Here is a 14609-nt window from a genome sequence, read left to right as displayed (position 1 = left end):
GGAGGGAAGGGAGGGCGCTGCGTGGAGGACGCAACGTAGGCGTCTAGCCGATCAGCAAATCTTGCAGCACTCGGCCCGAGCATACGTGGTGCGGTCGATTCTCGCGGTCGAGCAGCGTCGCGGAGGTATCGACTCCCATCGCGTGCAGGATCGTCGTGGCGAAGTCTTGCGGCGTTACGGGATCGGAAACGGGATAGGCGGCGTGCTTGTCGCTTTCGCCATAGACGGCGCCACCCTGGATGCCGCCGCCGGCCAGCAACCCGCTGTAGCAGAAGGGCCAATGTTCGCGGCCGGCGTTGTTTTGGGAGATCCGCGGCTTGCGACCAAATTCGCCCACCCACGCGACGATCGTCTCATCCAGCATGCCGCGGTCTTCCAGGTCCTGCAGCAGCGCGGCAAGCGCCATGTCGGCCGGCGGCATCAGATCGTTCTTCATTCGATTGAAGTTGTCGCCGTGGGTATCCCAAAAGTTCTTGCCGTCGTTGTGCCAGTTGACCGAGACCAACGGCACGCCATGTTCGACCAGGCGGCGCGCCATCAAGACCGACTGGCCATGGATGTTGCGTCCGTAACGTTCACGCGTTGCGTCGGTCTCTTGGGTCAGATCGAAGGCGCTGCGGACCTTGGCCGAACCGACCATTTCGATGGCCCGCGACTGATGATTGTTGAAGGCGGCGCCAGCGAGCGACTGATGTAGGTCGGCCCGTTGGGCGTCGAGCTTCTTGAGCAGCGCAACGCGCGACTCGAGGCGGTCGAGTCCGAGGTCGGCCGGCAAACCAAGTCCTTGCGGTCGCCACTTCGGATCGTTCAGGTCGCCGGTCAGCAACATCCCGTCATACGCCGAACCGAGCCAACCGCCATGTTGCCCAGGAGCTTCGCCGCCGGGCGCGGCCGGGTGAAGCGCTTTCCAGGGCATCGCCACAAACGAAGGAAGCCCCGCGTCGCCGGGACGAAACTTAGAGATCAGCGAGCCGAGATGGGGTGAGTCTTTCGAGCTGGGTGGATCGGCGTCGCTCTTGACGACCGGCGCCAGTTGCCCAGTCAGCGTGGCGTGTCCGCTGGAGAGGTGAGCTGGATCGTTGTGGGTCAGCGAACGGATGATCGCCAGCTTGTCGGTCCACTGGGCAATGCGGCTGAAATGTTCGCAGATCTGCGTGCCGGGGACTTTGGTGGAGATCGGTTTGAAGTCGCCGCGGACTTCGGCGGGGGCGTCCGGCTTCAGGTCGAACGTCTCCAGCTGGCTGGGCCCGCCCCACATGAAGAGGAAGATGCAGGCCTTCGCCTTGGGCGCCGGACCGCCATTGGCTGCAGCGGCCGCCAGTTGGCTATGAAAGTCGCCCAGGCCCAATCCGAGGGCGCTCAAGGCGCCGGCTTGCAGCATCTGTCGCCGACTGAACCGCGTCGCTTGGCGAAAACCTGGACAACCGCGCACAGAATTGCTGGTCGATTTCGACATGATTGGATGGCCGCTGGAAGGAGTCGGAAGAAGGTAGGCGTGAGGTTCGTCGCAAGCGGCTTCTCGAGTTGCGAGGACGAACAGGGAGGGAAGGGACGCAGCGGCGTTTGGTGAGGAAGGATTTGTGCTGATTGCGGGGGCCAACTGCGTCGCTTCAGTATCCGTGATTGCACGTTCTAATGCAACAGAAGTAGGACGCCCATGGGGCTGGATCAGGTCTGTTGTTGTCCACGAAGTCTCGCCCCAGATCGCCCGGCTTCCATACTTTCCAATACCTCGCCCGATCGGTTTCTGGAGGTCGACCAAGCGGATTAGCAGGACTCGACGAGCCAACCTGTGGCGAGTTAGCTGGTGAATATTCACCAGGGAGGCGAATCAGCGTCCATTGGCGCCGGAAATATAGGCATTTCGCGTCAATCGTTGAATATCGCGGATTCATTGCGGAAAAAGGCCATTGTTTAAGTGGTTTTAATGCGGGCTTGATTTCACTCTTGGGAGACGAATCTGGCGAAAGTCGTGAATATTCACGGATATTTGTCTTGCTGGGGCAGCGGGGCTGGTAGGTTGGAGCTCCCCAAAGCGGCGGATGAACTCCGCAAACGCTTCCATCCTGCTCCTTTTGAGAAAATCACGGGAGGTACCGGTCGATGACTTCTCTGGCTCCGACTTCCACCAACGCCGCCCGCCGCCGCTGGCGCGGTTTTACGTTGGTCGAACTGCTGGTCGTGATCGCGATCATTGGCGTGCTGATTGCGCTGTTGCTGCCGGCTGTTCAACAGGCCCGCGACGCTGCGCGGCGAATGAGCTGCACCAACAACCTGAAGCAGCTGGCTCTAGCGCTGCACAACTACCACGATACTTTCGGATCGTTTCCGCCGTCGGGCATCGACGGGGGCAAGTCGCATGGAATGTGGATTCGCCTGGCGCCGTTTTACGAACAGTCGGCGATCTACGACCAGTACAACTTCACCGGCACGTGGCGCGACAATCTGCCGCTTTGCAGCGAGTCGTCGATGGATGCGCTCCATTGTCCCAGCGGCTCGACGGTGATTACGACGTTGGCTTCGGAGCAGCCCTGCCCGACGACGCACTACTTTGGCAATAGCGGGCCGATCGGGCTTAACGCGACGACCAACGCCAACTATGCCCGCGACACGTCGCGAGAGAACGTCTCCTCGTTTGGCGAAGTGGCCGATGAAGGGGTGTTCAAACTGCGCAGCAATCTGGGCCTGCGCGACGTGACCGACGGCAGCTCGAACACGATCCTGGTTGGCGAACTCTCATGGAATAAGTACCCGTTCTATCGGGCCTGGAATCGTGGTTTGCACTGGACGTCAAACGGCTTGTACATGGCGACGACCAAGAATCATCGCTATCCGATCAACATTGGGATCAAGACTCCGAGCTTTACGATGGTCGCCAACAATGGCGGTTACGGCAGTCAACATCCTGGCGGCGCCAACTTCGCCACGGCCGATGGAGCGGTGAAGTTTTTTCCCGCAACGATCGAGATGGAAACCTATTTGGCGTTGGCCAGTCGCGCCGGCGGCGAAGTGGTCGAGATGCCGTAGTCCCATGCGTGAAAAGGAAGATAGCCAGGTGAAACGTAGAACCGCGCTACCGATGTTGCTGCTGTCGGCGATGTTGCTGGGATGCAGCGGCGGCGATGCGGCCGACGCCTTTCGCATTCAGGGAACCGTCACGCACCAGGGAAAACCAGTGCCGATCGGATCGATCATTTTTCAGCCTGACGGTTCGAAGGGAAACTCCGGCGCCTATGGCAGCGCCGCGATCAAAGATGGTCAGTTTGATACCCGCAACAACGGTCAGCCCATGGTGGGCGGGCCCCATCTGGTGATTGTCGAAGCGTTCGACGGAGTGGATCCCAATCCCGACTTCGCGCCGTATGGTAAGTCGCTGGGCGAAAGTTACCAGGAGGCGTTTGAATTGCCCGAAGAAGATACGACGTTGAACATCGAATTGACCGATCGCAAACGCCAGGCAAAGTAGAAAGCGTATGACCAGCACCGTAGAAATTGCCGAGATCGCCGGCGTCTCGCAAGCGACTGTCTCACGCGTGATCAACAATCACGCCGGGGTGTCGCCGGAGACGGTCCAGATTGTAAACGAGATCATCAAGCGTCTCGGTTACGAGCCGCGCCCCCGCAAGGCCCGCCGCGAAGGCGGGGGCCAACTGCGGGTCAAGAACGTCGCGGTGTTGATGCTCGACGGCAGTTCGCAGCGTCACCCAACGTTGGCGATGGCGAAGCTGCGCGGCGTCGAGCAGGCGCTTTCGGCCGCCGGCATGAACATGATTCTGGCGGACGTCAGCAGCAAGCAAGCGTCGGCGCCGGCGCTGGAGCGACGGCAACTGGACGGCGTCCTTTTGTGGGGACATCGCGCTTCCAAGAAGTTGATGGAGAAGCTGACCGGCATTCCCGCGGTCTGGTTATCGTCGCACGTCAGCAGTTCGGATGGCGCCGTTTCGCAAGGCAACGCCGCTATCGGACGCCTGGCAGGCGAATATCTACTTCAACGAGACCTGGATCGTCTTTGCTTTCTGACGGTCAAGAGCGACCACCCCGGCTTCGCCGCTCGGGGTGACGGTTTTGGTTACGCCGCTCACTTGCAAGGCGTCGAAATCGAGCGATACGAGAGCGATCAAGATCCTCCGTTCGAGCAGATGTCCAGTCGCCAACTCGAGGCGGCCGTGGCGCCGCTCGTCGAAGGAATGTTGCGTGATCCGCGTCGCCCAATTGGTCTGTTCGCGCCGGATGATCAAATTACTGCGGCGATTTACCGGCAACTTCACCGGGCCAAAATCGAAATTGGTCGGGAGATCAACGTCGTCTCTTGTAACAACGAAGAGCCTTACCTGGCCGGGTTGCATCCGCGGCCGGCGACGATCGATCTGGCGCCGGAATTGACCGGGCGTCGCGCTGTAGAGCAATTGCTCTGGAGCATGCGTCGGCCCGACGACACGGATCGCCGTATGGAGTTGATCGTCGAACCGATTCTGATCGAAGGGGACGCTCTGCCAGAGAGTGAGTAAGTCGTTTCGCTGCGTCCCGCCGTCCTGTTTCCCACCCTTGGAGTTCTCCGCTCATGATTCGATTGTCGTCCCTGGTTTTGTTCGCTTTGTTGATGTCCGCTGCGGCGCCGGCTTGGGGGGAAGAGTCGACCGTGATGTTGCAGGGAGATTGGGTGCCGGAGAATCCGCATGATATCGACTTCGACCGGCTGCCGAAGATTCCATCTCAGCATGCGGTGGTCAGCGATGTCCGCGCCAAGCATGGCGTGAATCAACACAACTACTTGACGTACTTCGACGGTCGCTATTGGGCGATGTGGAGCGATGGCCCCGAGGTCGAAGATCGCGTCGGCCAGCGCGTCGCGTATGCGACCAGCAAAGATGGCCTGATGTGGAGCGAGCCGCAGTATATGACGCCGGTTCCGCCCAACTCGGGCGAAGATTCGCCGCTGTACAACACCCGCAGCGCGGAAGGCTTTCGTTGGATTTCGCGTGGGTTCTGGCAGCGCGATGGTCAACTGCTGGCCCTCTGCTCGCTCGACGAAGGGGCCGGCTTTTTTGGCAAGAGTTTAGAACTGCGGGCGTTTCGTTGGGATGAGCCGCAGCAACAGTGGATCGATCACGCGCTCGTCCACAAAAACGCAATCAACAACTTTCCGCCCAAGAAGATTCCGACCGGCGAATGGATGATGTCGCGAAGAACGTATGACTACTCGCGGCATGGGGTCGAGTTTCTGACCGGCGGCGTCGACGCGATCGACAAGTGGGAGTCGTTTCCCGTTTTGGGATCGAGCCAGGAGCTGGCCGCTGAGGAGCCCTATTGGTGGGTGCTGCCGGATGGTCGACTGACGGCCCTGTTTCGAGACAACTGGCAACGCGGCTATTTGTATCGCTCCTTCTCAAGCGACAACGGCCGGACCTGGAGTCGCCCGCTGCAGACCGATTTTCCTGACGCACGCTCGAAGTTTAGCGGCGTGCGACTGGCCGACGGTCGGTATGTGTTGGTCTCGAACCCGCATCCAAAACGCCGCGATCCGCTCGCGCTGTCGATCAGCGATGATGGAGTCGTCTTCACCAAGATGGGCTACCTGGTTGGTCGGCGACACGTTGATTATCCCCACGTGATTGAGCAGGATGGGCATGTTCTGGTCGCCTTCGCCGGCGGCAAGCGAACGGTTGAAGTGCTGAAGATTCGCCTGGAAGATATCGATTCGCTTCCCATGCCCAACAAGCCGCTGGCGAAACCGCCGGCGTTTAAGCCGACCGACAAAGACCTGATCATCGACAACCACCAAATCGATCTGGTCACGATCGAAGGAGATTGGCAAGCGAGCAGTCGCGACGAAGATCGCTACGGCGAGGACTATCTTTATCTAGAGCCGACCGCGACCGGATCGGTCCGATTTGCACTCAATCCAGAGCAGGCGGGCGAATACGAGGTTTTCGCGATCTGGAACAGCCGAGGTCATCGCTCCGATCAGGTTCCGTTTACCGTCTCGCATGCCAAGGGGCGAAAGACGATCGAGGTGAATCAGCGCCGCGAGGGGGGAACGTGGAACAGTCTCGGTACGTTTACCCTGAAGCCCGGCGAATCGTTCGTCGAGGTGGCGGCCGATCGCGTTGGCCAATATATCGTGGTCGATGCGATTGCGATTTCGCCCCGTTGAGGTTTTGTCGGTCGTCCTTCCTGCTGTTGATGTTGCACCTGAGAATTTCATGGACCTTACGCTTCGCCCGCTCGATGTCGCCGCCATTCTTGTCTATTTGGCGGCGATGTTCGGCATTGGGATCTACTTCTCGCGGCGGAATGAAACGACCGAAGAGTACTTTGTCGGCAATCGTGCGTTCCCCGGCTGGGTGATCGGGCTGTCGATGCTGGGGACGATCGTCAGTTCGGCGACGTTCCTGGCGCTTCCGGCCGCCGCCTATGTGCTTGACTGGAGACAATTGGCGGTCAATTTAGCGCTGCCGCTGATCGCAGTGATGGCGGTGCTGGTCTTCATTCCATTCTTTCGCCGCGGAAAGTTGACCTCGGCATTTGAGTACCTGGGGATGCGGTTTGGCATGGCCCCGCGGATTTACGGAACGCTCAGCTTTATCGTGCTGCAACTGATCCGGATGGCGCAGATCTTGTTTCTAGTTTCGATTCCGGTGCAGTTTATGACGGGGCTGTCGATTGAAGTGGTGGTAATCGGCGCTGGGCTGTTTATCGCGTTCTATACGATTGCTGGCGGGATCGAAGCGGTCGTTTGGACTGACGTCGTGCAGGCGATCGTCTTGCTTGGGGGCGGACTGCTCTGCTTTCTCTACATCGCTTGGGAGCTGCCAGGCGGAATGACGCAGGTCTTGGAGGTTGGCGTCGCCGAGGGGAAGTTCAGTCTCGGTAGCTTTGAGTGGAACTTGAGTGAGCGAACCTTCTGGACGGTCGCCATTTTGGGAATCATCAACTGGCTGGCGATCTACTCGGGCGATCAGAATATCGTCCAGCGGTACGTCGCCGCCAAGTCGACCTACGAAGCGCGGAAGGCGACGATCATCTACTCGGCGATTGCGCTGCCGATGTGGACCATGTTTTTCTTTATCGGAACGGCGCTGTACGTCTACTTTCAGACCTATCCCGAGCCTGCACTTGCGGGACTGGAGACCGATCAGGTCTTTCCCTACTTTATTTTGACGCGGATTCCGGCGGGACTGGCGGGCTTGATCTTGGCGGCGGTGGTCGCGGCCGCGATGAGTTCGCTCGATTCCGGCATTAACTCCATTTCGACCGTGGTGGTGGTCGATCTGTTGCGGCCCAATCTGGGAGACGTCTACAGCGATCGTTTCTATTTGCGAACGGCTCGCGTTATCGCGGCGGTGGTGACGGTGCTGGTGATCAGCGGCGGAATCGCCTTCAGCCGGATGGAAAAGGAAAGCATGAACGATATCAGCCTGATCGTGACCAGCCTGTTTGGCGGGTGTCTGATGGGGCTGTTCATGATGGGGTTCTTTACGCGGCGGATCGACGGCGTTTCGGCGACGATCGCGATGTGCCTGGCGGTCGTCTTTAACGCTTATCTAGGCCTGGGGCTGTTGGGTTGGCTGCCCCAGGCGTGGACGTTGGGCGTACATAGTTATTGGGTCGGCGCGCTGGTGAACTTGTTTTTTGCGGTGACCGCCTATTTGTTGAGTTTTGTCGTTGGTTCGTCTCGGCTTGACCTGACGGGGCTGACGGTCTGGACGCTAGGAGATCGGAAGGAGAGCCAAGACCGGGCGGCTCCGCTGACTCCGAGCGTCGATTGATTATTTGGAATTGAGGAAGAGGACTTTGAGCGAAATGGCGAATAGTTGGGATCTGGTCGTGATTGGCGGAACGCCCGGCGGCATTGCGGCGGCGATCGCCGCGGCGCGACAAGGGCGAACGGTCGCATTGGTCGAACGGCAGTCGCACATTGGCGGCATGTCGACCAGTGGACTCGGCAAGAGCGACATCGAACACCCCGAGGCGATCGGCGGACTATTTCTCGAGTTCATTGCGCGGATCCGCGAAACGTATGTCGCGTCGCTGGGCGCCGAGAGCGAGGCGTTCGCACTTTGCCGCGAGGGGTATTACTTCGAGCCGTCGGTCGCCGAAGCGGCGTTTCTGGAGATGCTGGCCGAACTGCCGACGATTGAGCTGTTGCTCGATCATCAGTTGGAAGGCGCGGCTGTTCAGCAAAATCGGGTTACCGCCGTCGAACTGCAAAACCGGATTACCGGCGAACGGATCCTGGCGTCGGCCAGTGCGTTTGTTGATGCGACCTACGAAGGAGACCTGCTGGCCGCGGCTGGCGCCGAGTTCCGACTGGGACGCGAATCGCGGGAAGAATATGGAGAGTCGCATGCCGGCGAGATCTTCTTTGACTATCGAAACGGCGAAATCTTGCCCGGCAGTACCGGTCAGGGAGACGATCGTCTGCCCGCCTACACCTATCGGTTGTGCTTGTCGAGCGACCCGGGCAACAGCGCACCGCTGACCCAGCCGCCGGCAGGGTATGACCGAACGAACTATCTGGGATATCTCGATGACCTGGAGTCGGGTCGACTGAGCGCTCCCAAGGTGCTCAAAGATGGCTGGGGTTACTACCCCGAACATTTCGATACGCTGGTGCGGGCGCTGTCGGTCACCGATCTGCCGAATGGCAAGGTCGACGCCAACATCAATCCCCGTCCGCTCGCCTTTCCGTTTGCCGAAGAAAACGTCGGCTATATCGAAGCCAATTGGCGTCGCCGCGACGAAATCGCCGATCGCCATCGGCAGTTGACGCTGGGGCTGTTGTGGTTTTTGCAACAGGACGACGCCGTGCCGGCCGAGCATCGCGAAATGGCGGGCAAGTACCATCTGCCGGCGGATGAGTTTACCGATAACGGCAACTTCCCGTGGCAGTTGTATGTTCGCGAAGGTCGCCGTTTGGTCGGTCTGGCGACCTTGACCGAGCATGACGTCACCTTCACGGGAGACGCGCCGGCCGCAGGCGACTACGAAGATACGATCGCGGTGGGAGAGTTTCCGATCGATAGTTTTCCGGTTCAAAAGCGACCGTCCGACTGTGGCGTGGTGCTGGAGGGCTATCTCGGCATGTTGGCCCACATCACCCGGCCCTATCCGATCCCGTATCGGGTGATGATACCGCAAACGATTGAAGGGCTGATCGTGTCGGTTGCGGTGTCGGCGACCCATGTCGCGTACTCCTCGATCCGAATGGAGCCGACCTGGATGGCGCTGGGGCACGCCGCGGGATTGGCCGCTCACAAGGCGATCGAAGCGGGCGTCGCACTGCGAGACGTCGACATCGACTCGCTGCAAGCGTCGCTTGCCGCCGAAGGGCAGGTGCTGGCTTGCGCTAACTTCTCTGGCGGAAGCCAGGCCGAGAAATCGGCCGGGTTTAACGTCAGTACCGAGGCGACCTTTTGAAGTGCAGGACAGGTGACGAGCCCGGTGATCGGGGGAGAGATTTCTAGTGCGCCGGCGAGCAGCGATTCGCACCCGGTGCGGGTAAAAACGTCGGCTTCGATACCGGCCGCATCGCAGCCGCTGTTGCGCAAGTTGGCGACCGCACCCGGAAGATCCGCAATGCCGGGGCGATCGTTGAGAATGATTTTCGCGCCTGATCGAGCCAGCGCCGCTGCACAACCAAGCCAATCCCGCGACCAGCGGCTGTATCGATGATGGTTTGCTGGAGCATGGTGGTGAATCGTGGTTTTAGAGCGACAGGTGAACTGGCTGATCGGCGACGGCGTCCGGCGCCGATTCGGTGGCGTGCAACAGCGCGGTACGCAGCCAGGCCGGCGATTGCCAGCTGCCTGTTGAGAAAATCAACGGACTGCTAGAGTTGCGGAGAGAACGCAATTAACTTGCAAGCTCAGGCGCCAGGTTTTCGAGCGCCTCTTGAATCTGCTTCCAGTGGAACGGTTTCGTAAAGAAGGCGTTGGCGCCCATGGTGAGCATTTGCCGGCGGATGTAGCCCTCTTTGCGTCCGGTCAGGACAATGACCGGAATGTGGGCGGTGGAAGGCGTTTCTTTAAGCCGCCGCAGCACGTAGGCCCCGTCTCCTTCCGGCAATTCGTAGTCGAGCAAGATCGCGCTGGGCGCCGACATGAACGCATTGCGATAACCGGACGTTCCTTCCATCGCATGCATCGACAGGATGCCCAGCTCCTTCAGTCGCATGCGGAGCGCAATCGCAACGTCTTCGTCGTCTTCGATCGTTAAGACCCAGGGGACTTTCTCGTTCGCTTCATTGGCGTTCAGGTCGACGATGGGGCTGTCGAGCGCTTCGGTTCCCAAAACCGCAAACAAGCGGTCGAGCATCGTGATGGCGTCGGGCGGCGATTCGTGTTGGCCAGCTGGCTGAAGCGGCGTAGGGGCATCCGCCTCCGGCGATAGCAGTTCGCACAAGACTGGTTCGACATGCATCCAAACGTCGGGCGATTTCGGAATGTAGTAGGCGCACATCTGATGGCAGCGGCGCATGATCTCGGTCGAAGACTCGCCGGTCAGCACGATCACTGGAATCGATTGAAAGCGTTCGTGGCGCGCGATCATCTCGCAGACCGAGAGCCCATCGCCGTCCGGCATGTTGACGTCGATCATGATCGCGTCGGGCAGATGCGTGCTAGCCGCGCGGACCACTTCGATCGCCGACGACGCGGTAATCACGTTCAAACCCAAACGTTGGCAGCGCCGCTGTAATATCTCAACAATATCAGGATGATCATCGGCAATGAGAATCGTCTTTTTCATCGTTCTTTCTCTGGGCGGCCAGGAAGGAGGGCAGCGGGTGGTTAGGCCATGCAGACGGGCGACAGCACGGCATGGACGGCGGAAAGAAGGCACTTCCCTTCGTACGGCTTCTGGAGGAAAAAGCGAGCCCCGGCGTCGAGCGCCCGAACTTCTTCCGTCAGGCTCGCCGAAAGCATGATGACCGGAATCTGACTCGTCATTTCGTCGTCCCGAAGTTCCCGTAGCGTGGTGATGCCATCCTTATCCGGCAACTGCACATCGAGCAGGATGAGATCGGGGCGATTACGACGTGCGATCTCGACGCCGCTGGTCGAGTCGCCGGCCGACAGCGGAGAGAATCCGGCGGCACGGAGCCGATACGAAACGCCTTCGCAGATGTCGTGTTCGTCCTCGATGATCAGAATCTGTTGTGACTCATTCATCACATTGCGCCTCTACAAAGGATTTCTTGGTTTGCTCAGCTAGTACGCCGCCAGGTAGTCGGCCACTGGTCGCGTTGACTGTTGCGCGATCAGCGCGTCGAAATCGGTCAAAATCGATTCCTTGTCGGCGTCTGCGAGCCAGGTCTTGAAGACGCTGCGACAAAAGCCCGGGATCGGCCCTTGGGGGCGATTCCGAACGAAGCGAGAGAAATTGAGGTCGGCCTGCGCCTCCCAGTGAGGGAGATCCAATTCGGCCATCGGTAACATCAACAGCCACTCTCGCGGCGCCAGGCGAAAGAGAATGTCTTGCCGGCGGAGCAAGTAGTTGGCGAAACGGTCGAAGTCTTCCGCGTGGGCCGCTTCGGCGTCGTCACCCAGCGAGATCTTCATGGCGACGAGCGGAGTGTCTGAGCTGCCCCTCAGTTCCATCCAACGCCAGAAGATCTCGCCAGGTTCCGCAACAGGGATCGTGAAGGAAAAGACGCTTCCTGTTCCTACCTCGCTGGCGACATCCAGGTCGCCAAGGTTGATGCGGGTCAACCGTTGGGCGATATTGAGGCCAAGCCCGTGCCCCTTTACGGTGGTTGCGACGTCATCTTTCAACTGCTCGAACCGCTGGAAAATCTGCTGGAGCGATTCTTCATCGATGCCTGGTCCGTGGTCGGTGACGCCGATGCGGATCTCACCATCGACGGGGTTGTGGCTGGCCCACAATACGACGGTCTGACCCGGCTGCGAGTATTTGAGAGCGTTGATCGCCAGGTTGACGATCACCCGAACCGCTTTCTCGCTGTCGCAGTAGGCTTCCGGCAGATCGTCGGGGCACTCGATGACGAGCTGGACGTCATGAATCGCAGCGCGTTCGCGCAGCAAACTCGAGGCGTGGGAAATGAGCTGCGGAATGGAGACGCTTCGTCGCCATGCCCCCAGCACTCCAGCCTCCAGCTTACTGGCGTCCAGGATATCGTCGACAATATTGTTGAGGTCATCCGCGCGAATCGCCACTTTGCCCAGCAGACGCATTTGTTCGTCGTTCACTTCTCCGGCCATGCCGTCGCGAAGGATCGACACGTAGTCTTTGATGACGGTAAGCGGCGTCCGCAAATCGTGCGAGACGTTGTCGACAAACTCTCGCGCGGTGCGATAGAGCTTGCGAAGTCGGCGGTTCTTGCGCTGCAGTTGTCTGGCTTGATCCCGAAGTTTCGCCCGCTGGCCTTTTAAACGTCGAGCCAACCGTCGATTCTGGTTCAGGGTTTCCTGGCGCCGTATCGCATGCAGGATGGCCCGGCTAAGCGAGTTGCCCTGGACTTCCCCCTTTTCCAGGTAGTCTTGCGCACCGGCCAGCAAGATCTTCTCGGCCAGTTCGGCATATTCCTTCGCGGTCAGGGCGATCAGTGGGGTCTCGCCGCAGTGGACGTGGAGCGTCTGAATGGTCTCGAACCCGGAACTATCCGGAACGTCCATGTCGGAAACGACGACGTCAAAATCGCTTTGGCGAATCTGCTCAATCGCGTCGGCCAGTCTCGATACGCAAGTGACTTGATAGTCGAACCGGTTGTCTCTTAGGTTACGAACGATGATTTGCTGGTCGGCCAGATCGTCTTCCAACAGCAGTACTTTCACGGTCGTTTGGCTCGATACCATATCCCTTACCTTTTTCCTAAGGTTTTCGCGTAGGGGATCATCAGAGCCCTAGGCGGCGACTACCCCAGCCAAGCCTGTTCCTGGCTAATGTGTGACGTACGAAGTAACGCCAGGTACGAGATGGGGCAGTCGCATCGACTTGGCAAAAAGAACCTACACCGCCACGCCCCGGTCGCAAGTTCCCACAGCTAGATTGCGGATTTACGCAGATCGGTGTCGATCAGATGCCCATTGGGGGAGTAAGATCGATGATTCGATGACGATTACCGATCCGAGAATCACTAGAGCCGCAAAAGGCGGAATCACGAGATTCTGCTGCTGGTCGTTCAACGACCGGCGAGCGATTTCCGCGTCCGAACGTAGCGACTGGTTGTGGCACTCTCCGCATCGTAGCGGCGTTGCGGCGTCCCGCCGCGCGAGGTCGAAACGGCACATCGCTCATTTCCGGAAAGGATGTCGGCCGGATATGATGCTTTGCTGCCTGCTGAAAAATGCCCTCGTGGCATTTTCCAACCTCGCCAGGCTCAGAGCATAGCTCTTCGCGGCTCGCAAAATAACGACTTCCGTCGCTATTTTGCGAGCGCATCCCTGCGATCCAGCAGTCCGTCGAGAAAATCAACGGACTGTTAGCGCGAGACCACCGGAAATAGATTCATAGGTTTGTTCCCTACTATTGGCGATGCAACATGCACTTGCTCATCATTGACGACAGCCTGGCCGACACCCGATTGTTGCAAGCGATGCTGAGCCAGGCCTGGCCGCAGCGGTTTGATGTGGCTCACTCGCTGAGCGGCACAGAGGGGCTGCACCAACTCGAAGAGAGCCAGTTTGACGCCGTTTTTCTTGATTACCGGCTTGAGGACGCGCACGACTGGGAGGTGCTGACCAAGATTCGCGAGTCGGGCAGCGACGTGCCGATCATCGCCATTTCTGGCCAGGGGAACGAAAACGTCGCCGTCGAAAGCTTGAAGCTGGGAGCACAAGACTATCTGGTCAAAGATACGCTAACGCCCGATACGGTTCGCCGCGCGCTTTCCAACGCGATCGAGAAAGTCAGTCTGGTGCGAGAATTGGCCCAGCGCCAGCGGGAACTGACCAATTTCGCGCGGATGGCGGCTCATGATCTGCAAGCGCCCTTGCGGCGGATCACCCAGCTTGCCGATTTCCTGCACGAAGATCTGGAAGGCAAAATCAACGAAGAGTCGGCGAGCTACGTCCAGATGATCGGCGTGAACGCCGAGCGACTGCAAGCGTTGGTCAAGAGCTTGATCGATTTCGCGCTGCATGGCGATCTTCGCCGTCCCCAGGAAATTGCCTCGCTGGAAGTGGCCAAAGAGGTCGCCCTGCAAAACCTGGTGGTGCCAATTGAAGAATCGGGGGCGATCGTCGAGTGCGATTGCCCCTTGCCCGCGGTTTGTGGCGATCTAGTCGCCCTGGGCCTGTTGTTCCAAAACCTGATCTCCAACGCGATCAAGTTCTGCCGTAACGCCAAGCCGCATGTACGGATTTCGGCGACGCGAGAAGCGACCGGCTGGCGGATTTCGGTCGCCGATAATGGGATCGGCATCGAGCCCAAGAACTGCGAATCGATCTTCGCTCCCTTCCAGCGTCTCCATACCCAAAAAGAATTTGAAGGATCGGGGATCGGCCTGGCGATCTGCAAACGCATTGTGCAAAAGCATGAAGGTCGCATTTGGGCCGAATCGGAAGTTGGCGAAGGTACGACCATCTCGTTCACGATTCCCGATGCTGAAGGCGAGCAAATCCGCAACTGACCGTACCGCTATCTTGTTT

At 59.2% G+C, this 14609-nt stretch carries 11 protein-coding genes; 7 read left to right on the top strand and 4 right to left on the bottom strand.

From position 1 onward, the window contains the following. Positions 1-43: 43 nt before the first annotated feature. Positions 44-1456, bottom strand: coding sequence for a DUF1501 domain-containing protein (locus tag Enr8_RS10300; RefSeq protein ID WP_146431116.1), 1413 nt, complete (start codon positions 1454-1456; stop codon positions 44-46). A gap of 647 nt (positions 1457-2103) precedes the next feature. Here Enr8_RS10300 and Enr8_RS10295 point away from each other — a divergent pair. The 6 genes from Enr8_RS10295 to Enr8_RS10270 are packed head-to-tail and all read left to right on the top strand — an operon-like array spanning position 2104 to position 9420. Beyond that, positions 2104-3027 carry a DUF1559 domain-containing protein gene (locus Enr8_RS10295; protein ID WP_146431114.1) on the top strand — a complete coding sequence of 308 codons (924 nt, stop codon included), beginning with the start codon at positions 2104-2106 and terminating at the stop codon, positions 3025-3027. A 28-nt stretch (positions 3028-3055) separates the two neighbouring features. Then, positions 3056-3466 carry a hypothetical protein gene (locus Enr8_RS10290; protein WP_146431112.1) on the top strand — a complete coding sequence of 137 codons (411 nt, stop codon included), beginning with the start codon at positions 3056-3058 and terminating at the stop codon, positions 3464-3466. 7 nt (positions 3467-3473) lie between these two features. Further along, positions 3474-4508: a LacI family DNA-binding transcriptional regulator gene (locus tag Enr8_RS10285; protein WP_146431109.1), complete on the top strand. Its 1035-nt coding sequence runs from the start codon at positions 3474-3476 to the stop codon at positions 4506-4508. Positions 4509-4561: 53 nt separating this feature from the next. After that, positions 4562-6154, top strand: coding sequence for a golvesin C-terminal-like domain-containing protein (locus Enr8_RS10280; RefSeq protein WP_146431107.1), 1593 nt, complete (start codon positions 4562-4564; stop codon positions 6152-6154). A gap of 49 nt (positions 6155-6203) precedes the next feature. Beyond that, positions 6204-7769 carry a sodium:solute symporter gene (locus Enr8_RS10275; RefSeq protein WP_186767558.1) on the top strand — a complete coding sequence of 522 codons (1566 nt, stop codon included), beginning with the start codon at positions 6204-6206 and terminating at the stop codon, positions 7767-7769. 34 nt (positions 7770-7803) lie between these two features. Beyond that, on the top strand, positions 7804-9420 hold the full coding sequence (locus Enr8_RS10270; protein ID WP_146431102.1) for an FAD-dependent oxidoreductase: 1617 nt from the start codon (positions 7804-7806) through the stop codon (positions 9418-9420). Between the two features lie 435 nt (positions 9421-9855). Here Enr8_RS10270 and Enr8_RS10265 read toward each other — a convergent pair whose 3' ends face one another. Genes Enr8_RS10265 through Enr8_RS10255 form a run of 3 tightly spaced genes read right to left on the bottom strand, consistent with a single transcriptional unit; the run spans position 9856 to position 12794 of the window. Continuing rightward, a complete protein-coding gene (locus tag Enr8_RS10265; protein ID WP_146431100.1) occupies positions 9856-10749 on the bottom strand; it encodes a response regulator in 894 nt (297 codons plus the stop codon). A gap of 41 nt (positions 10750-10790) precedes the next feature. Then, positions 10791-11171, bottom strand: coding sequence for a response regulator transcription factor (locus Enr8_RS10260; RefSeq protein ID WP_146431098.1), 381 nt, complete (start codon positions 11169-11171; stop codon positions 10791-10793). Positions 11172-11210: 39 nt separating this feature from the next. Continuing rightward, complete coding sequence (locus Enr8_RS10255; protein WP_186767557.1) at positions 11211-12794, bottom strand: hybrid sensor histidine kinase/response regulator; 1584 nt, start codon at positions 12792-12794, stop codon at positions 11211-11213. A gap of 707 nt (positions 12795-13501) precedes the next feature. On the opposite strand from Enr8_RS10255, the gene Enr8_RS10250 reads away from it, so the two are divergent. After that, entirely contained in the window at positions 13502-14590 is a 1089-nt protein-coding gene (locus Enr8_RS10250; RefSeq protein ID WP_146431094.1) for a hybrid sensor histidine kinase/response regulator, read from the top strand. Positions 14591-14609: the final 19 nt, after the last annotated feature.

The sequence above is a fragment of the Blastopirellula retiformator genome, from assembly GCF_007859755.1.
In the GTDB taxonomy this organism is placed as follows: Bacteria; Planctomycetota; Planctomycetia; order Pirellulales; family Pirellulaceae; genus Blastopirellula; species Blastopirellula retiformator.
The sequence above is the reverse complement of the archived record's forward strand: the minus strand, read 5'-3'. Positions and strand labels throughout refer to the sequence as shown.